Here is an 18,152-nt window from a genome sequence, read left to right on the forward strand (position 1 = left end):
GTGCGGCCCCGTAGAATCACCACGTGGCAGGCAGGATCAATGACGAGGACGTGAAGGCTGTTCGGGACGCGGTCCCGATCGACGCCGTGGTCTCCGAGTACCTCCAGCTGCGCAACGCCGGCGGCGGAAACCTCAAGGGCCTCTGCCCCTTCCACGACGAGAAGTCACCGTCGTTCCAGGTCAGCCCCAGCAAGGGCCTCTTCCACTGCTTCGGCTGCCAGGAGGGCGGCGACACCATCACGTTCGTGATGAAGGTCGACCACCTCACGTTCTCCGAGTCGGTCGAGCGCCTCGCCGCCCAGGCCGGCATCACCCTGCGCTACGAGGAGGGCGGGTACAACCCCGCCCACCAGCGCGGCGAGCGCATCCGCCTGGTCGAGGCGCACAAGGCCGCCGCCCAGTACTACATCGAGCAGCTCGGCACCAGCCCCGAGGCGGACACGGGCCGCTCGTTCCTCGCGGAGCGCGGCTTCGACCAGGCCGCCGCCGCCCACTTCGGTGTCGGCTACAGCCCCCAGGGCTGGGACCACCTCACCCGCCATCTGCGCGGCAAGGGCTTCACCGACAAGGAGCTGGTCCTCTCCGGCCTCTCCCAGGAGGGCCGCCGCGGCCCGATCGACCGCTTCCGCGGCCGCCTCATGTGGCCGATCCGCGACATCGGCGGCGAGGTCGTCGGCTTCGGCGCCCGCAAGCTGTACGAGTCCGACAACGGACCGAAGTACCTGAACACCCCCGACACCGGGATCTACAAGAAGTCCCAGGTCCTGTACGGCATCGACCTCGCCAAGAAGGACATCGCCAAGAGCAGCCGGGCGGTCGTCGTCGAGGGCTACACCGACGTCATGGCCTGCCACCTGGCCGGCATCACCACGGCCATCGCGACCTGCGGCACGGCGTTCGGCGGCGACCACATCAAGATCCTCCGCCGCCTCCTGATGGACAACGGATCGGCCCGGGTGATCTTCACCTTCGACGGTGACGCGGCCGGCCAGAAGGCCGCGCTGCGCGCCTTCGAGGACGACCAGAAGTTCGCCGCCGAGACCTACATCGCCATCGCGCCCGACGGCATGGACCCCTGCGAACTGCGCCTGGCCAAGGGCGACGCGGCCGTCGCCGACCTGGTCGAACCCCGCACCCCCCTCTTCGAGTTCGCGCTGCGCCAGATCGTCCTGCGGTACGACCTGGAGACCCCGGCAGGGCGGGCCGCCGCCCTGGACGAGGCCGCCCCGATCGTCGCCCGCATCAAGAACAGCGGTGCGCAGCACGAGGTCGCGGTGCAGCTCGCCGGCATGCTCGGCATCCTCGACACCCAGTTCGTCGTCAAGAGGGTTTCCCAGCTGGCCCGTTGGGCCCGTGACCGGGGCGGCATGGGGCCCGCGCCCGCCGGTGGCCGCCCCCAGCGGACCTACACCGCCACCCAGGCGCCCACCGGCGCCGGACCGGCCCTCACCCTGCGCAACCCGGTCTTCGCCACCGAACGAGAACTGCTCAAACTCGCCCTCCAGCGGCCCGAGTTGGTGGCCCCGGCATTCGACGCGTACGGCATGGACGAGTTCACCGCGCCGCCCTACGCCGCGGTGCGCCAGGCGGTCATGGACGCCGGCGGCACCGAGTACGGCGTCCAGGACCCGCAGGAATTCCTGATCCGGGTCCGCGAGGCCGCCCCGGACGACTCGGTGCGCGCCATGGTCACCGAGCTGGCCGTCGAGGCGATCCTGCGCAAGACCGTCGACGAGACCTACGCGGGCGACCAGCTCGTCGCGGTCCGCCGCCGTGCCGTCGACCGCCGCGTCCGGGACGTCCAGGGCTCCCTGTCCCGCCTCAGCTCGGGCGGCGACCCGGCACAACTGGCCGCCGTGCAGAACGAGTTGTGGGTGCTCCAGCAGTACGGCCAGGCGCTCCGCGAGCGGGGCGCCGAGGCCCTCTGAGGCCCCTCGGCAGCGGCCCGGCGCAGTGCCGCGAGGGCGGCGCCGCGCGGGCCGGGGAGTGCGGCGGGGGTACGGCGGCCACCCGGTGAGCCTCCGGAGCGGCCGGCGGGGCTCCGCGCACATGCCAATCCCCGTACCCGCCTCCCCATGTTTCGTCTCGGCTGAGCTGCGCACTCGTACACGACGGTAATCGCGCGGTCACGGAACGGACGCAAAAAGTCACCGCACGCCCCTCGTGGCGGCGATGTGTCGTACTCCACACTGGGTTCCGGTGCCTGAGTCCTCGGAGCGCGGCCGACCCGCACGCCATGGGTCCCCGATCCCCGCGGTTCCGCAAAACGACTACGGGATGGACAGCGGCGAGGACGTCGCCCCCCATCTCCGACGTACCGCTGCCGCATGCCTCAGCAGCGACATTCCTGGAGGTCGCCCCCGTGCAGACCCAGACCCTCGCACAGACCGACAACACCATCGACACGGACGCGGAGCCCGACGTCGTCGCGGCGGTCCCCCCGCAGCGCCGTGCCGCGCACCATCCCGAGGCCGGCCCGGAGGGCCCGCCCGAGGCCGCCGAAGCCCCCGGGGCGGAGGTGGAAGCGGAGGTGGAGACCGAGGCCGAGGCCCCCGAACCCGTCGAGCCGCCCCGGACCCGCGCCGGGGACACCGGTGGCCCCTCGTCCGACCTGTTCCGCCAGTACCTGCGGGAGATCGGCCGGATCCCGCTCCTCACGGCGGCCGACGAGGTGGAACTCGCCCGCCGCGTCGAGGCCGGGCTCTTCGCCGAGGAGAAGCTCCGCCTCGCCCCGGACCTGGACAGCCAGCTCGCCCTGGACCTGGACAAGATCGTCGTCATGGGCCGGATGGCCAAGCGCCGGCTCATCGAGGCGAACCTGCGGCTCGTCGTCTCCGTGGCCAAGCGGTACGTGGGCCGCGGTCTGACCATGCTCGACCTGGTCCAGGAGGGCAACCTCGGCCTGATCAGGGCCGTCGAGAAGTTCGACTACGCCCGCGGCTACAAGTTCTCGACGTACGCCACCTGGTGGATCCGGCAGGCCATGTCGCGCGCGCTCGCCGACCAGGCACGCACCATCCGCGTCCCGGTCCACGTGGTCGAGCTGATCAACCGGGTGGTGCGCGTACAGCGCCGGATGCTCCAGGAGCGCGGCTACGAGCCCAGCCCCGAGGAGGTCGCCGCGCATCTCGACCTGACCGGCGAGCGGGTGAGCGAGGTCCTGCGGCTGGCCCAGGAGCCGGTGTCCCTCCACGCCCCGGTCGGGGAGGAGGACGACGTGGCCCTCGGGGACCTCATCGAGGACGGCGACGCGACGTCTCCGGTGGAGTCCGCGGCGTTCCTGCTGCTGCGCCAGCACCTGGAGGCGGTGCTGTCCACGCTCGGCGAGCGGGAGCGCAAGGTCGTCCAGCTCCGGTACGGGCTGGCGGACGGGCGTCCGCGGACCCTGGAGGAGATCGGCCGCATCTTCGGCGTCACGCGCGAGCGCATCCGGCAGATCGAGTCGAAGACCCTGAACAAGCTGCGGGACCACGCCTTCGCCGACCAGCTGCGGGGCTATCTCGACTGAGGGGCCCGCCGGGGCGCGGCCTGTCTCGCCCCCTCCGCCCCTTCCCGTCCCGTAATCGGGGGCGCCTCCCCCGGACCCCCGCTCCTCGAACGCCGGAGGGGCCGAGTTTCCCGCCGGAGCGGTCGCATCACTTCAGCGGGGGTCCAGGGAGGCGGACGGCTAGTCGACCTCGGCGACCGCCTCGGCGAACTGGGCGCGGTACAGGCGGGCGTAGGCCCCGCCGGACGCCAGCAGTTCCGCGTGCGCGCCCTGTTCCACGATGGCCCCGTCCTCCATGACGAGGATGGTGTCCGCGTCCCGGATCGTCGACAGCCGGTGCGCGATCACGAACGACGTACGGCCGTGCGCCAGCTTCGCCATCGCCTTCTGGATCAGCACCTCGGTGCGGGTGTCCACGGAGCTGGTCGCCTCGTCGAGCACCAGGATCACCGGATCGGACAGGAACGCCCGAGCGATCGTGATGAGCTGCTTCTCGCCCGCGCTGACCCCGGTCCCCTCGTCGTCGATCACCGTGTCGTAGCCCTCGGGCAGCGTGCGGATGAACCGGTCGGCGTGCGCCGCGCGCGCCGCCTCCTCGATCTCCCCGCGGGTGACGTCCCGCGAGGCCCCGTACGCGATGTTGTCGGCGATCGTGCCCCCGAACAGCCAGGTGTCCTGGAGCACCATGCCGATTCCGGACCTCAGCTCGTCCCGGGACATGGACGCCACGTCGACCCCGTCGAGCGTTATCCGGCCGCCGGTGACGTCGTAGAACCGCATGAGCAGGTTCACCAGCGTCGTCTTGCCGGCGCCGGTCGGGCCGACGATGGCGACCGTGTTGCCCGGCTCCACCTTCAGCGAGAGGTCCTCGATGAGCGGCTTCTGCGGGTCGTAGCGGAAGGACACGTGCTCCAGCGCCACACGCCCGCGCAGCTCCTCGGGTCGGGCCGACACCTTGGGGTCGGCCTCCTGCTCGTCGGAGTCGAGGATCTCGAAGACCCGCTCCGCCGAGGCGACACCCGACTGCACCAGGTTCGCCATCGACGCGACCTGCGTCAACGGCATCGAGAACTGGCGGGAGTACTGGATGAAGGCCTGCACGTCACCGATCGACAGGGAGCCGGAGGCCACCCGCAGACCGCCGACGACCGCCACCAGCACGTAGTTCAGGTTCGACACGAACATCATCAGCGGCTGCATGACGCCGCTGTTGAACTGGGCCTTGAACCCGGCTTCGTACAGCCGGTCGTTCTCCTCGGCGAACTGCGCCGCCGACTCGTCCGCCCGCCCGAACACCTTCACCAGGGTGTGCCCGGTGTACATCTCCTCGATGTGGGCGTTGAGCTTGCCGGTGGTGCGCCACTGCTGCACGAAGTGCGGCTGCGAGCGCTTGCCGATCCGGGTGGCGACGACGAACGACAGCGGCACCGTGACCAGCGCGACGAGCGCGAGGAGCGGCGACACCCAGAACATCATCACCAGCACACCCACGATGGTCAGCAGTGAGTTGACGAGCTGCCCCATCGACTGCTGGAGGGTCTGCTGGATGTTGTCCATGTCGTTCGTGGCACGGCTGAGGACCTCACCGCGCTGCCGCTTGTCGAAGTACGACAGGGGCAGCCGGGACAGCTTCGCCTGCAGGTCCTCGCGCATGCGGTAGACGGTCTTGTTGACGGCCCGGTTCACCAGGCGCGTCGCGACCGCCATCAGCAGGCCGGCCAGCAGGAACGTACCGAGCGCGAACAGCAGGACGTGCCCGACGGCCGTGAAGTCGATGCCCTGGCCGGGGGTGAAGTCGGTGCTCCCCAGCATGTCGGCGACGGCACCCTGGCCGTGCGCGCGCAGCGACTCCAGGGACTCCGCCTTGGTGGTCCCGGCGGGCATCTGGCGTCCGACGATCCCCGCGAAGATCAGGTCGGTGGCCCGGCCGAGGATCTTCGGCCCGACCACCGAGAGCCCCACGCTCAGGACGACGGCGACCAGCATCACGTACAGCGTGCCGCGCTCGGGTTTGAACTGGGCGAGGAGCCGTCGGCTCGACCCCTTGAAATCCATCGAGCGCTGATCAGGGCCGCCCCCGGCCATCATCCGCCCCATCGGCCCGGCCATCAGGCGGCCTCCGCTTCCGTCAGCTGGGAGAGCACGATCTCCCGGTAGGTCTCGTTGTCGGCCATCAGTTCGTGGTGTCGTCCGGTGCCGACGACGCGGCCCTCGTCCAGGACCACGATCCGGTCGGCCTCCCGGATGGTCGACACCCGCTGGGCGACGATCACCACGGTCGCCTCGGCGGTCTCCGCGGACAGCGCCGCGCGCAGCGCCGCGTCCGTCGCGTAGTCGAGGGCCGAGAAGGAGTCGTCGAACAGGTAGATCTCGGGGCGCTGCACGAGCGTACGGGCGATGGCCAGACGCTGGCGCTGGCCGCCGGACACGTTCGTCCCGCCCTGCGCGATCGGCGAGTCGAGACCGTTCTCCAGCTGCTCCACGAAGCCCTTGGCCTGCGCCACCTCCAGCGCGTGCCACAGTTCCTCGTCGGTGGCCTCGGGGTTGCCGTACCGCAGGTTCGTGGCGACGGTCCCCGCGAACAGGTACGGCTTCTGCGGGACCAGCCCGACCGTCCTGGCCAGCAGCTTCGGATCGATCGTCGCCACGTCCACGCCGTCGACGAGCACCTGGCCGTCGGTCGCGTCGAACAGGCGGGGGATCATGCCGAGCAGCGTCGACTTCCCGCTGCCCGTCGAGCCGATGACGGCGGTCACCTCACCGGGGCGTGCCACCAGGTCGACGGACCTCAGGACCGGCTCCTCGGCGCCCGGGTAGCGGAAACCTGCCCCGAGGATCTCCAGGTGGCCGTGGCGGCGCAGCTCCAGGACGGGCGCGAGGGGCGGGACCACACTGCTCTCCGTGTCCAGGACCTCCTGGATGCGTTCGGCGCAGACCTCCGCGCGCGGCACCATCATGAACATGAAGGTGGCCATCATCACGGACATCACGATCTGCATCAGGTAGGCGAGGAACGCCGTCAGATCACCGATCTGCATGCCGCCGCTGTCGATGCGGTGGGCGCCGAACCAGACGACCGCGATGGACGACACGTTCACCACGGTCATGACGATCGGGAACATCAGGGCCAGCATCCGGCCGGTGGCCAGCGACGTCTCGGTGAGGTCGGTGTTGGCGCCCTTGAAGCGCTCCTTCTCGTAGCCGTCCCGCACGAACGCGCGGATCACGCGGTTGCCGGTGATCTGCTCGCGCAGCACCCGGTTCACGGTGTCCAGGCGCACCTGCATGGTGCGGAAGAGCGGACGCAGCCTGCGCACGATGAGCGCCACGCAGATGCCCAGGGTCGGCACCACGGCGACGAGCACCGCGGACAGCGGCACGTCCAGGCCGAGGGCCAGCACGATGCCGCCCACACACATGATCGGCGCCGACACCAGCAGGGTGAACGTCATCAGCGTGAGCATCTGGACCTGCTGGACGTCATTGGTGGTGCGGGTGATCAGCGACGGCGCGCCGAAGTGGCCCACCTCACGTGCCGAGAAGGACTGGACACGGTCGAAGACGGCCGCCCGGACGTCCCTGCCGACCGCGGAGGCGGTACGGGCGCCGTAGTAGACGGCCCCGATGTTGCAGACGACCTGCGCGAGCGAGATGCCGATCATCAGGGCGCCGAAGGACAGGATGTAGCCCGTGTCCCCCTTCACGACACCGTTGTCGATGATGTGCGCGTTGAGCGTGGGCAGGTAGAGCGTGGCGCAGGTCTGCAGGAACTGCAGCAGTACCAGCAGGGCGATGGGTTTCTTGTACGGACTGAGGTGGGTCCGCAGGAGTCGTATGAGCACGCGGGTCTCTCGGATCGTGGAGGCGGGGTGTTCGGCGGGCGATGGATGCTGCACCACCCCCTATCGTCGAACACTCCACCCCTGTTACCTCAACCGATTAACCCAAGGGCGGTCCAAAAACGGAGCCGGTCTCCGTCCGGAGACGTAGGCCGGTGACGCGTCACGCCCGGAAAGCCCCGGGATGCGCCTGTTCCCGTACGGACACGTACTGCTGTCGTACGGCCTGCCCCACGGCGAGTTCGTCCCCGGGCTCCAGCACCTGGGCGACCGGACCCTGCCAGGTGGGCGGGGTCCGCTGGTTCAGGGTGCCCTGTGACACGCCGAGGGCCCAGGCGGCCTGACGGGCCGCGCCGAGCGCCGCGTAGTCCGCGGGCTGCGGTACGACGACCTGCGCGCCGAACAGCGCCGGCGCCACGGCCTGCACGGCGGGCAGCTCGGCGGCCTGACCGAGGAGGAAGATCCGGCGCACGTCGACACCCCGTCCGCGCAGCACGTCCAGCGCGTCGGCGAGCCCGCACAGCATGCCCTCGAAGGCGGCCCGCGCCAGGTGCTCGGGCCGCATCGACTCCCGGCGCAGACCGGCCAGCGTCCCCGCCGTGTGCGGCAGGTTGGGGGTGCGCTCGCCCTCCAGGTACGGCAGCAGCACCAGCCCGTGGGAGCCCGGCGTCGACTTCATCGCCAGGTCGGACAGTCCCTCCAGGTCGGACACGCCGAGGAGCTCGGCCGCCCCGCGCAGGGCCCGTACGGCGTTGAGCGTGGTGACGACCGGGAGGTGCATGCCGGTCGCGTCCGCCAGGGAGGTGATCATGCCGGTGGAGTCCACCAGCGCCTCGGGGTGGACGGCCATCACGGAACCGGAGGCGCCCAGCGACACCACGGCGTCGCCGAGCCCGATGCCGAGCCCGAAGGCCGCCGCCATGGTCTCGCCGGTCCCGGCGGATATCAGCAGCCCCTCGGGAGTGGTTCCCGCGGAGTCGGACGGGCCGAGCACGTCGGGCAGCCCGACCTGGTGGCCGAGCGCCAGTTCGATGAGATCGGGCCGGTACGCGCCGGTCGCCGCCGACCAGTACCCGGTCCCCGAGGCGCCGCCCCGGTCCGTGGTCCTGCGCACGGGCCGCCCCAGGAGCTGCCACACCAGCCAGTCGTGGGCCTGCAGCAGCATGCCGGTGCGCCGCGCGGCCTCGGGTTCGGTCCTGTTCAGCCAGCGCAGCTTGGTGACCGGCTGGGAGGCCTGCGGGACGCTGCCCACCGCCTGCGCCCACGCCTCGCGCCCGCCGAGCGCGTCGATCAGATCGGCCGCCGCCACCTGGGCCCGCTTGTCACCGCCGACCATCGCCGGGCGCACGGTGTTGCCCTGCGCGTCCAGCGGGACGAGCCCGTTCTGCTGCGCGGACACGCCGATGGCCTGGACGCCTTCGAGCAGCCCGCCGCCGGCGGCCTCGCCCAGGGACAGCAGCCAGGCCTGCGGGTCCACGTCGGAAGGACGGCCGCCACCCTCGGCGCTGTCGACCGGATGTGGCGCATAACCCTGCCTCAGTACGGCACCCGTGTCCGAGTCGCAGACAACGATTCGAGTGAAATCGGGCGAACTGTCCAGCCCGGCGACTATCCCCATGGCGGAAATTCTGCCGTACGGCGAGGGCCGGCGGCGCCGGGCGGGCACAGAGGACCCGACGCGGCCAGGCGTCCCTAGGTGTTACTGGTGCCCCAGTCGTCCTCCCGGGCGCCGTTGGCGCTCCGGTTCCGCAGGGAACGCACCCGGTCGGTGACCGAGTCGGGCACGCGGTCGCCCATCTTCTCGCTCACGGTGTGCAGCGCCTTGCCGGCGATCTCGCGGCCCTGCTGGGCGGCGGTCTCCGCGGTGTTGCGCACCGCGGGGTTCCGCGAGACCTGGCGGGCGGACTTCTTCAGCTGTTCGTAGCGCTCGCGCCCGGCCCGCGTGCCGAGCACGTAGCCCAGGGCCAGTCCGGCGACGAACGTGAGCCGGTAGCGCATGACGGCCACCCTTCCCTTGCGTCGGCATCGGTGCGGAGGGAACCGATTGGCGGAGCACCCCCCTGCTTGCGCTAATGTATGTGTCGCAGCAAGCGCACGCCCCCTGGCGAATACCCAGGTGGGTGCGTTCGATGCAAAGATCGATCCCCTGTAGCTCAATTGGCAGAGCAGCCGACTGTTAATCGGCAGGTTACTGGTTCAAGTCCAGTCGGGGGAGCTCGATCTCCTGTAGCTCAATTGGCAGAGCAGCCGGCTGTTAACCGGCAGGTTACTGGTTCGAGTCCAGTCGGGAGAGCAACGAAAGAGGGCCCCTCCGGGGCCCTCTTTCATGTCCGCGGGAACCGCCCCGGGCATGCCGAAGTCCTGATCGTCGGGCGATGCCGACCATCCGGAGCAGGAGATCGTATGAGCGGCTATGCTGCGGCAGACGGCGCGCACAAATGTGCGCGGCGCGCCGTAACGGGGCGGTAGCTCAGCCGGTTAGAGCAGCGGACTCATAATCCGTCGGCCGTGGGTTCGAGTCCCACCCGCCCCACTACGCGCTATGCGCGCAGAATCGATGTGGCCAGTAACTTCCCTGACTGGTCAGGCGAGTTGAGGGCCCCTGGGTGCCTCTCCCGGTCACGGCCTGATGATCGTCAGGGCCCGCCGGAGGCCCGGAGCCCCGGCCGAGTCCGCCATCACTCGGACGGCCTGACCGCTCCTCCGTTGGAGCGTACCGGCACCGGCCCCACCCCTCCCTGAAGCGGTGTGCAGTGCACGGAGGGGACCGTCCCCGGAGGCGGCCCGCAGCGCGCCCAGGGCTCCGTCTCGTGAGCGTTTCGCAGGGCTCCGGGGGTCAGCCTCCCGGCCGGTCCGCCGCGGACCGGCCGAGGCCGGAGGCATCTGTTCCGGCGCCGCGTTCCTCATATGCCGATGATCAGTCGGCTGGCCTGCTTCGGGACTGCCGCGGAGGGCTGCGAGGCGCCGCCCTCCGACTCCCACGCCGTCTCCGCGTACCGCACCTGGTTGGGCGCGGAGACGTCGTGCAGGGCCCGGTCGGCGGTGATGAGCGCGCTAGCGGTCAGTGGCGGGCCGCCGTATTCGGATGCCGCCGCCATCAGACGTGCGGCCGCCTCCGGGTCGGTCTCGGGCGGGATCACCAGCAGGTCCCAGCGGCCGGTGCCGTAGGACAACAGCAGAAGCTTGTTCGGGTCGATCTCCGGATCGAACCAGCCGACCTTCACGACATGACCGCCGACGGGCACCTTGTGCGGTATGACCGGCCAGCGCTCGGGGTTGACGGCGGCATGGGTGATGCGGCCCCACAGGGGGTCCAGCACGTCGGTCAGCGCGGGCAGTTCGCGCAGCAGGTCGCGGGAGCGCGGCCACCACGCGCCGTCCAGGAGTCCACGGGAGGGGGCGTCGGCCTTCAGCGCGAGACGGGCGGGAGGGGCCGCGACGGGTGCGAGCCGTGGCAGGGTTGCTTCGAAGGTTGCGGTCATGATGAGGACCCGTCTCCGGGTCGCCCCTGAGTTGCGCCCCGGGTTTCACTTCTCGCCGGGAACGACCCGGCGTGGAAGCCGGTGTGCGAAATGCCCTCGGTGCCTTCACCGTACTCCTGCCGGTTCTCCTGCCGTGGCCGTCGCACCGGCAGGAGTACGCTGACAACGTCGTGGGCCCCTCGGGAGCGGGGACACGACCGCACCTCACGGCGGTCGCCCCGCACGCCGCGGGTCCGCTCCGCTCCTGGTTCGACTTCCGCGGACCGCCCGCCGATCGCACCCACCCACCCGCCGTCGAAGAGGCGCAGCCCAAGACCCCGGCCGCACTGTCGTCACCGAGGTCAAGGACCGCCCATGTCTCTCCGTCCGCCGCTCAGCCGGAAAGTGCCCCGCCGCACCTGGAGTACGACGGGAGGGCACCTTTCCCGAGCGGCGGAACGACGTGCGAGCGCACCGGCAACGAGCGGCTGTCCCTGACGATCACGGTGTCGATCGTCTTCCTGCCGTTCCTGGCACTCGGTCTGGCCGGCTGGTTGTCGTGGGGGCGCCTGATCCATCCTGTCGACGTCCTGCTCGCCGCGGTGCTCTGCGCGGTCACGGGCCTCGGCGTCACAGTCGGCTCCACCGGGGCCTGACCCACGGCGGCTACCGGGCCGTGCGACCACTGCGCATCGCGCTCGCGACGGCGCGGGTCGATGAGCTTCCTGGGCGACGTGATCGGCTGGGTCGCCATCCACTCTGACCGCCCTGCTGTGGGCGGGACTTGTCCGCATCGCCCTGCTCCACCACGTCACCTGGAGCGTGAACTCCTTCTGCCACGTGATCGGCGAGCGTCCGTTCCGCACCCGTCTCCACGACCGCGCCACCAACTTGTGGCCTCTGGCCCTGCTCTCGTTCGGCGAGAGCTGGCACAACCTCCACCACACCGACCCCACCAGCGCCCGGCACGGCCCTTCAGGAGTTCTCATGACACACGCTCCCTCGCTCCCGCTCCCGCCCCAGCTCTCGTCGTCCGCCGTCCGCCTGCGTCTGTCGGCCCAACCGGCACAGAGGCACATGCCCCGGTACATCGACGGCGCCTGGTGGCCCCGCTCGACCGATCTGACGTCCGAACTGCCCCAGTTGCTGGGCGGACTGCCGCCCGTCTGGGGGCACGTCAGCAGCGTCCTGGTGGACGAGGCCGTATGGGCCCCGTTCCCCGGACGGCTGCTCGTCGCCGACCAGGTAGTACGTCTGAACCGGACGACCAGTCGGCGGGCCCCGTCCACCGTCTGTCTGCTGGCGTCCGGCCGCGGCCGATGGGACCTGCTGGTCGTACCGCCCGCGGCCACGGCGGCGGAGGCCGGGTGGCTCATGGACAGCATGGACACCGCCGTGAAGGACAGCCTGGGGTCGGGGACCGCTGTCCGCTGACGGTGTCTGCCGGACCGGCCGTGGGCCCGTGGCACCCAGGGGTGCTGTGGGCCCGGGGGCGTCGTCACCTGACCGGTCGAGGGCAGTCTGTGCCTTCGGTCCGGCACCGAGCGGCGCAGCCCGACCAGACCTTCGGCGGAGTACGCTCGGTGCTACCGAGGGTATTTCGCGCACCGGCTCCCATGTCCGTGTCGCTTTCGGCGATTTGATCATCTCGGGCCGGTTGCGTTCGGTCCGGAGCCGGGTTCGTGTCATGAATGCGACCGTTTCCCCCACGCCGATCCCCGAAAGCGCCTCCTCCTCGTCCTGCCGGACGCCTTCCGCTTCCCTTGACTCCTCGCCGACGGCCGTGCTCGACCCGCTGTGGGGTCGGGGCACCGGCGACCCGGCGGACCACCCGTACCGGCCGGCTGTCCCGGGCGCGGCGCCCGTACGTGGGCAGGTACAGCCGACTCCCGCCTCGGCTCTTTGGCTGATGGCCGCCGGGAGCGACTGCCTGCGCACCTCGCACGCGGGCCGGCTGATGGTGGAGGCGGCGAGCCTGTGCACGGTCTCGGAGACCGACCGGGCCGTTCAGGCGGCCTGGCACTCCGAAGGGGACCCTGCGGTCCGCGAGCCGACAGCACGCCCGCGGATCCCGGTCGTCTCCGCTCCGCCGACGGCGAGATGAGGACCGTGGAAGTGCTGTGACCACCCCGGCCGCAGCCGGAGACCCCTGCGGCAGAACGGCACCCGAGGGGTGCGGACCGCGAAGACGAACAGCGCCTGCGTGGCGAGGGACTCCGCGAACCAGCCGGAGCGGGACAGTTCGGCGCCCGTACGGAAGATCTCGTCCATGACCGCGAAGGTGAGGAAGTCGAAGACGGAGCCGAAGCTCGGCCACCCGGATGGTCACCGGCTCCAGGTCCATTCGGCGAGCTCGGGCAGGTCCGCCCCGTGGGCGCGGATCCAGTCGTGATGGCGGTAGCGGACATCGACCATCCGCTGCCGCAGCTCAGCCGCGCGGACCGCGAGACCGGGAACCCGGTCGATGACGTCCATGACCAGCCGGTACCGGTCGAGGTCGTTGCGTACGACCATGTCGAACGGGGTCGTGGTGGTGCCCTCCTCCTTGTAGCCGCGCACGCAGGGCTGCTTGCCCGCGACGACGACGTCGACGTAGTCGCGGCTGCTCAGCACGTGATCCGCCACGGACAGCAGGGTGTTGGTGTCCGGGGGGTAGTAGACCCGCACGACCTCCGGCGACTTGTCGAGTACGTGGTCGACGAAACCGGGGTCCTGGTGCGAGAAGCCGTTGTTGTCCTGGCGCCAGACGTGCGAGGTGAGCAGGTAGTCGAGGGAGGCGATCGGGCGGCGCCAGGGGAGCCGGCGGGCGACGCGCAGCCACTTGATGTGCTGGTTCGCCATGGAGTCGACGATGTGGACGCAGGTCTCGTAGCAGGAGGACAGGCCATGCCGCCCGGTGAGGAGATAGCCCTCCAGCCAGCCCTGGCAGGTGTGTTCGGACAGGATCTCCATCACCCGGCCGCCGCGTTCCAGGTGTTCGTCCGTCGGCAGTACCTGGGCCTCCCACGCCTTGCCGCTCGCCTCGTAGACGGCCTGGAGGCGGTTGGAGGCCGTCTCGTCCGGGCCGACCAGGCGGAAGTCCCGCCGCTCGGCCGTGTCGGCCATCACCCGTGCCAGCAGGTCGCCGAGGACACGGGTCGGCTCATGCGCTGTCGCGCCGGGCTTGTCGACCGGGACGGCGAACCGTTCAGGGGCGGGAGGGGCAGGTCGTGCAGCAGCAGACCGCCGTTGGCGTGCGGGTTGGCGCCCAGGCGGTGCGTGCCGTCGGGGACGCAGGCCAGGACCTGTGCCCGGGGGCGTCCATGCTCGTCGAAGAGCTCCTCCGGCCGGCAGGAGCGCAGCCGTCGTTCCAACTGCCGCAGGTGGTCCGGGTTTTCGCGTACGGCCGGCAGCGGCACCTGGTGCGCCCGCCAGGTGCCCTCCACGGGGAGGCCGTCGACCTCGGCCGGTCCGGTCCAGCCCTTGGGCGTACGCAGCACGATCACCGGCCACCGTGGGCGTTCCGTGACGGCGGAACCGGTGCCCTCGGTGCGGGCGGCGTGCTGGAGGGCGGCGATGCGGTCCAGGGCCTCGTCCATGGCGCGGGCCATCGTCCGGTGGACGGCGCGGGGGTCGCTCCCGGTGACGTGGAGGGGCTCGTGGCCGTATCCCCGGAGCAGGGAGTCGAGTTCGGGCTCCGGTATCCGGGCCAGGACCGTCGGGTTGGCGATCTTGTAGCCGTTGAGGTGCAGGATCGGCAGGACGGCACCGTCCCGTACCGGGTCGAGGAACTTGTTCGAGTGCCAGGAGGCGGCCAGCGGCCCCGTCTCGGCCTCGCCGTCGCCGATCACGCACGCCACCAGGAGCCCCGGGTTGTCGCACGCGGCCCCGTCGCGTGCGAGAGGGAGTAGCCCAGCTCGCCACCCTCGTGGATCGATCCGGGGGTCTCGGGCGCGACATGACTGGGGATGCCGCCCGGGAAGGAGAACTGCCGGAAGAGGCGGGCCATGCCGGCGGCGTCACGCGTGATGTCCGGGTACGTCTCGGTGTAGCTGCCCTCCAGCCAGGAGTTCGCCACCACGGCGGGTCCGCCGTGACCGGGTCCCCAGACACAGATCGCGTCCAAGCCCCGCGCTTTCACGACCCTGTTGAGATGTGTGTGGACCAGGTTCAGTCCCGGTGAGGTGCCTCAGTGCCCCAGCAGCCGCGGCTTGACGTGCTCAAGAGTCAGAGGCTTGGTCAGCAGCGGGTTGGACAGGAGGTAGATCTGTCCGACGGCCAGATAGTTCGCCGCCCGCCAGTGGGCGTCCAGCGTGCTCAGTTCCTTTTCGTCGAGGCGGTCGAGGCGGTCGAGGCCGGTGGGAGTGCCGAGCGTGTCGCGGGAGGTCTCGCGAGGGGGCCGAGTGGCATGACGAACCCTTCTTGAAGAGGGCTGCTCAGGAACTTCGGGAGCTGAGGCCGGGGAGGAATTCGGATTCGTCGATGAAGGCGCGGGCGACGTCCGAGAGGCGGCGGTTGTGGGAGCGGGCGTAGGCCCTCAGGGCGGTGAAGGCCTGTTCCATGTCGGTGCGGCGGCGTTCGGCGAGCTTTCCCTTGGCCTGTTCGATCAGGACACGGCTGCTGAGGGCTGTCTGCAACTGCTCGTTGAGGAGCGTGTTGCGCTCGGTGGTGCGTTGTTGCAGCAGGCTGATGGTGGCGACGTCGGCGAGGGCCTGGGCGAAGGGTGCGGCGGCGGGGCTGATGGGCGCCGGGGTCGTGTGGAAGAGGTTGAGGGCGCCGACGACCTCGTCGCGCAGGCGCATGGGCAGGGCCTGGACGGCGGTGAAGCCGCTGCGCTGAGCCTGGGCGGTGAACAGGGGCCAGCGGGCCGCCTCGTCGCGCAGGTCGTGGACGGAGACCGCGATTCCGGTGTGGAAGCAGTCCAGACAGGGGCCTTCGTGGTTCTGGAGCTGGAAGAGTTCCAGGAGGCGCACCCGTTCGTCGGAGGCGGCCATGACGCGCAGTACGCCGTCACGGTCGGCGAGCAGGACGCCCGCCGCGCTCGCGTCGAGCAGGTCGACGCAGCGGTCGGTGAGCAGGCGCAGGAAGTCCATGAGGTCGAAGTCGGCGACGAGACTGTCGGCGAGCTCCACGAACGTCCGGGCCATCAACTGTTCCTTCATCGTGCCCACCTCTGCGTATGGCGCGTGAGCATCAGGACTCCTCGTCGGGGGGTCGTGTATCCGGCGGTCGGATGTCGGACGGAGCCGTGTCCGGGGGGAGGCGGAGCCGGTGGGCGACCACGTCGGCGGCGACCACCGAGATCCGTGTCCCTCGGGCGTACGCGTGGGCGCGCAGCCGGATGAAGGCTTCCTCGAAGCCGACGTCGAGCTGGACCATGAGGATGCCGGTGGCCTGGTCGATCTCGGCGCGGTATCCGCCCAGGTCGTCGAAGGGCGCGGCGTCCGGCCGGTCGGTGTCGGCCGCGTCGGTGTCGGGCGTGTGGGTGTCGAACGGGACACCCGTCTCACTGATCCGGGCGTCGAGCAGAATCAGCGTGGCGGCGTCGGCGAAGGCCATCGCATCGGCCACCTCCTCCGCGTCCAGCTCGACCGAGCTGGACGAGTACAGGTCGAGTACGCCGGGGCTGACGGCCCCGATCCGCAGGGGGAAGGCGAAGACCGCTCTGGCACCGGCTTCCAGCGCCGCGTCGGCGAACACCGTCCAATGCCGCTGGAGTCCACCGGCCAACAGGTCGGGGCAGAGGACCGTCGAGCCGAGGGCGTAGGCGTCCACGCACGGTCCCTCGCCCAGGGTGAGCTGGAGTTCTTCCAGATGCCGGCTGACGGAGTCGGTGCTGCACAGCGGATGACTCGCCCGGTCACGGGACATCGCGGACATCCCGGCCCCGCCGACCGGCAGTGCGGCCACCGCCGCCGTACACACGTCGAGGACGCCGACTCGGGTGCCGCGCAGAGCCGCCTGCTCGGCCACGAGAGCTTGGATCCGCGCCGACCGGCTGCCGGGGATCATGGCGACCACCGGGTCCAGGCGCGGTGATCGACTCCCTCCGGCCTCAACGCCGTTCGCCCCCCAAGGGGAGAACCGGCGCCCGGTTGTCCGTGTCGTGCCGGCAGACGTTCAGGATCGGTGGGATACCCATGGTCAGGGTGCCTCGGTTCACGAGACCGTACCGGGTGCGCGGTACGGTCGTACGGTCGTGCAGGCAGGTGAGTGACCGGTCCAGCAGCCGATGTTCCGGAGCGGGGGACCCAGCCGGTCACCTCGGGATGCGCGGGGCGGGCGGACGGGTGATCCGCTCCCAGGCATGTGGGCGAAGCAGTGGTGGCCCGCCGGGGTCTGGGACGTCCGTACGCAGCATAGTCCCGAGGTCGGTCTCCTGGTCGGTCCGGAGAGAGGCATCACGATGTTTACGCGGCGGTGAGCGGAATGCGCCGCCCTGGTGATCCGGAGTGGCATGGCCTACGCCGTGCCGCCGGTCAACACCCGGCTCCCTCCCTTGTCAACGCAGTCTCGACAAGCGGGAGTTCCGCGAGCTGGGCGGGGGCCGCCGGGGCGAACGGAGCCTCGGCGGGAGTGTCGACCGGCTTGGCGGCCGGTGGCGCCGGCAGGATGCGGTCCTCCCACCAGGACAGGCCCATCACGACGGCGAGCAGGACGAAGGGGGTCGAAGCCGGAATGATCAGCGCGTACATGTGTACCGCCTGCGGTGGTATGCGTGCGACGCGGCGGACAGCGCGAGGGTGCCCGTCTGGGGCGCATCGATGCTGCGCCGGGGTCCAGGGGCGACGGCGGGTGCGGGAGCGGCCCGTCGGTGACGGGACGGAGTCCGGCACTGATGCGTTAGGTGCGCCCCCGAAGGAGCGCGAGAGGTGATCGACGCTGCCGGGGGCTCGGGCCGTACCACGCACGTTAGCCCTCGCCGCACTCCCCGGACAGACGTCAAGTGGCCATCCGCTTCCGTCGGACGCCGCGGACATGCGGCGCTATCCGCGGCCTCTTGAGAGGGCTACGCTGTGCGTACAGGCCCTGGCCCCCGGCAGTGATGGTTTGTTCCGCTCCGGGAAGGCCCGCCGTGTTCGTTCTGCTTCTCGTCCTGATCGTCGTCCTGTTCGGCCTCGGCTTCCTCAACCCCCTCTGGTGGGTGGCCGCAGCCGTGTTGCTCTTCGTCGCCACCCGCTACGGCCGTGATCGCGGGGGAGGCTGGATCCGGGGCGATGGTTCCGATCTCAAGGGCTACCGGGACTACGAGCAGCGCCGGGACCGCCAGGACCGCTGGGACCGCCGCTACAGCCGTCAGAACCGGGCGCGCTGGAGGCGTGAGGACCGTCGGGACCACGAACGCCGCGGGTGACCGGTCAACCGGCTCGGCATCAGGAGGTTTCC

Annotated in this window: 14 protein-coding genes, 3 tRNA genes and 1 pseudogene; 8 read left to right on the forward strand and 10 right to left on the reverse strand. The window is 70.7% G+C overall.

The window, feature by feature from the left end:
- The first annotated feature begins 23 nt into the window (after positions 1 to 23).
- Both dnaG and ACFYW7_RS02705 read left to right on the forward strand, forming a co-directional pair.
- Positions 24 to 1,928 (forward strand): DNA primase, encoded by a 1,905-nt coding sequence (gene dnaG, locus ACFYW7_RS02700; protein WP_389497180.1) that lies wholly within the window; start codon positions 24 to 26, stop codon positions 1,926 to 1,928.
- Positions 1,929 to 2,362: 434 nt separating this feature from the next.
- Positions 2,363 to 3,508, forward strand: coding sequence for an RNA polymerase sigma factor (locus ACFYW7_RS02705; RefSeq protein WP_389497181.1), 1,146 nt, complete (start codon positions 2,363 to 2,365; stop codon positions 3,506 to 3,508).
- Between the two features lie 159 nt (positions 3,509 to 3,667).
- On the opposite strand, the gene ACFYW7_RS02710 is transcribed toward ACFYW7_RS02705, so the two are convergent.
- The 4 genes from ACFYW7_RS02710 to ACFYW7_RS02725 form a co-directional block, all read right to left on the reverse strand.
- The gene (locus ACFYW7_RS02710; RefSeq protein WP_389497182.1) at positions 3,668 to 5,596 is read right to left on the reverse strand and encodes an ABC transporter ATP-binding protein; all 1,929 of its coding nucleotides are present in this window, start codon (positions 5,594 to 5,596) and stop codon (positions 3,668 to 3,670) included.
- The gene (locus ACFYW7_RS02715; protein ID WP_389497183.1) at positions 5,596 to 7,329 is read right to left on the reverse strand and encodes an ABC transporter ATP-binding protein; all 1,734 of its coding nucleotides are present in this window, start codon (positions 7,327 to 7,329) and stop codon (positions 5,596 to 5,598) included. Before ACFYW7_RS02715 ends, ACFYW7_RS02710 begins: the two co-directional genes overlap by 1 nt.
- Positions 7,330 to 7,489: 160 nt before the next feature.
- Complete coding sequence (locus ACFYW7_RS02720; protein WP_389497184.1) at positions 7,490 to 8,944, reverse strand: FGGY family carbohydrate kinase; 1,455 nt, start codon at positions 8,942 to 8,944, stop codon at positions 7,490 to 7,492.
- 74 nt (positions 8,945 to 9,018) lie between these two features.
- Complete coding sequence (locus ACFYW7_RS02725; protein ID WP_389497185.1) at positions 9,019 to 9,324, reverse strand: YtxH domain-containing protein; 306 nt, start codon at positions 9,322 to 9,324, stop codon at positions 9,019 to 9,021.
- Positions 9,325 to 9,468: 144 nt separating this feature from the next.
- On the opposite strand from ACFYW7_RS02725, the gene ACFYW7_RS02730 reads away from it, so the two are divergent.
- The 3 genes from ACFYW7_RS02730 to ACFYW7_RS02740 all read left to right on the forward strand — a co-directional run bounded on the left by ACFYW7_RS02730 (position 9,469) and on the right by ACFYW7_RS02740 (position 9,859).
- Positions 9,469 to 9,541, forward strand: a tRNA-Asn gene (locus ACFYW7_RS02730).
- 5 nt (positions 9,542 to 9,546) lie between these two features.
- Positions 9,547 to 9,619, forward strand: a tRNA-Asn gene (locus ACFYW7_RS02735).
- Positions 9,620 to 9,785: 166 nt separating this feature from the next.
- Positions 9,786 to 9,859: transfer RNA gene (locus tag ACFYW7_RS02740), tRNA-Ile, on the forward strand.
- 370 nt (positions 9,860 to 10,229) lie between these two features.
- On the opposite strand, the gene ACFYW7_RS02745 is transcribed toward ACFYW7_RS02740, so the two are convergent.
- Positions 10,230 to 10,808 carry a DUF5994 family protein gene (locus ACFYW7_RS02745; protein ID WP_389497186.1) on the reverse strand — a complete coding sequence of 193 codons (579 nt, stop codon included), beginning with the start codon at positions 10,806 to 10,808 and terminating at the stop codon, positions 10,230 to 10,232.
- A gap of 83 nt (positions 10,809 to 10,891) precedes the next feature.
- On the opposite strand from ACFYW7_RS02745, the gene ACFYW7_RS02750 reads away from it, so the two are divergent.
- Together ACFYW7_RS02750 and ACFYW7_RS02755 are read left to right on the forward strand one after the other, a co-directional pair.
- Entirely contained in the window at positions 10,892 to 11,443 is a 552-nt protein-coding gene (locus ACFYW7_RS02750) for a hypothetical protein (RefSeq protein WP_389497187.1), read from the forward strand.
- Positions 11,444 to 11,609: 166 nt separating this feature from the next.
- The gene (locus ACFYW7_RS02755; RefSeq protein ID WP_389497188.1) at positions 11,610 to 12,221 is read left to right on the forward strand and encodes a DUF5994 family protein; all 612 of its coding nucleotides are present in this window, start codon (positions 11,610 to 11,612) and stop codon (positions 12,219 to 12,221) included.
- 573 nt (positions 12,222 to 12,794) lie between these two features.
- Here ACFYW7_RS02755 and ACFYW7_RS02760 read toward each other — a convergent pair.
- The 5 genes and pseudogenes from ACFYW7_RS02760 to ACFYW7_RS02780 form a co-directional block, all read right to left on the reverse strand.
- Positions 12,795 to 13,058 carry a hypothetical protein gene (locus tag ACFYW7_RS02760; protein WP_389497189.1) on the reverse strand — a complete coding sequence of 88 codons (264 nt, stop codon included), beginning with the start codon at positions 13,056 to 13,058 and terminating at the stop codon, positions 12,795 to 12,797.
- Between the two features lie 54 nt (positions 13,059 to 13,112).
- Positions 13,113 to 15,087, reverse strand: a pseudogene (locus ACFYW7_RS02765) (phosphoketolase).
- Positions 15,088 to 15,202: 115 nt separating this feature from the next.
- Positions 15,203 to 15,928 carry an ANTAR domain-containing protein gene (locus tag ACFYW7_RS02770; RefSeq protein WP_389497190.1) on the reverse strand — a complete coding sequence of 242 codons (726 nt, stop codon included), beginning with the start codon at positions 15,926 to 15,928 and terminating at the stop codon, positions 15,203 to 15,205.
- A 31-nt stretch (positions 15,929 to 15,959) separates the two neighbouring features.
- Positions 15,960 to 16,778, reverse strand: coding sequence for a GAF and ANTAR domain-containing protein (locus tag ACFYW7_RS02775; RefSeq protein ID WP_389497191.1), 819 nt, complete (start codon positions 16,776 to 16,778; stop codon positions 15,960 to 15,962).
- A gap of 467 nt (positions 16,779 to 17,245) precedes the next feature.
- Complete coding sequence (locus tag ACFYW7_RS02780) at positions 17,246 to 17,461, reverse strand: hypothetical protein (RefSeq protein ID WP_389497192.1); 216 nt, start codon at positions 17,459 to 17,461, stop codon at positions 17,246 to 17,248.
- A gap of 380 nt (positions 17,462 to 17,841) precedes the next feature.
- On the opposite strand from ACFYW7_RS02780, the gene ACFYW7_RS02785 reads away from it, so the two are divergent.
- Positions 17,842 to 18,120 carry a hypothetical protein gene (locus ACFYW7_RS02785; RefSeq protein ID WP_389497193.1) on the forward strand — a complete coding sequence of 93 codons (279 nt, stop codon included), beginning with the start codon at positions 17,842 to 17,844 and terminating at the stop codon, positions 18,118 to 18,120.
- Positions 18,121 to 18,152: the final 32 nt, after the last annotated feature.

The sequence above is a fragment of the Streptomyces sp. NPDC002580 genome (genome assembly GCF_042889485.1).
Taxonomy (GTDB): Bacteria; Actinomycetota; Actinomycetes; order Streptomycetales; family Streptomycetaceae; genus Streptomyces.

Bases quoted from the DNA above. Each gene is read 5' to 3' on its own strand.
- ACFYW7_RS02710 (WP_389497182.1), bottom strand. From the start codon at position 5,596: ATGGCCGGGCCGATGGGGCGGATGATGGCCGGGGGCGGCCCTGATCAG.
- ACFYW7_RS02720 (WP_389497184.1), bottom strand. From the start codon at position 8,944: ATGGGGATAGTCGCCGGGCTGGACAGTTCGCCCGATTTCACTCGAATC.
- ACFYW7_RS02725 (WP_389497185.1), bottom strand. From the start codon at position 9,324: ATGCGCTACCGGCTCACGTTCGTCGCCGGACTGGCCCTGGGCTACGTG.
- ACFYW7_RS02745 (WP_389497186.1), bottom strand. From the start codon at position 10,808: ATGACCGCAACCTTCGAAGCAACCCTGCCACGGCTCGCACCCGTCGCG.
- ACFYW7_RS02760 (WP_389497189.1), bottom strand. From the start codon at position 13,058: ATGGACGAGATCTTCCGTACGGGCGCCGAACTGTCCCGCTCCGGCTGG.
- ACFYW7_RS02770 (WP_389497190.1), bottom strand. From the start codon at position 15,928: ATGAAGGAACAGTTGATGGCCCGGACGTTCGTGGAGCTCGCCGACAGT.
- ACFYW7_RS02775 (WP_389497191.1), bottom strand. From the start codon at position 16,778: ATGATCCCCGGCAGCCGGTCGGCGCGGATCCAAGCTCTCGTGGCCGAG.
- ACFYW7_RS02780 (WP_389497192.1), bottom strand. From the start codon at position 17,461: ATGTACGCGCTGATCATTCCGGCTTCGACCCCCTTCGTCCTGCTCGCC.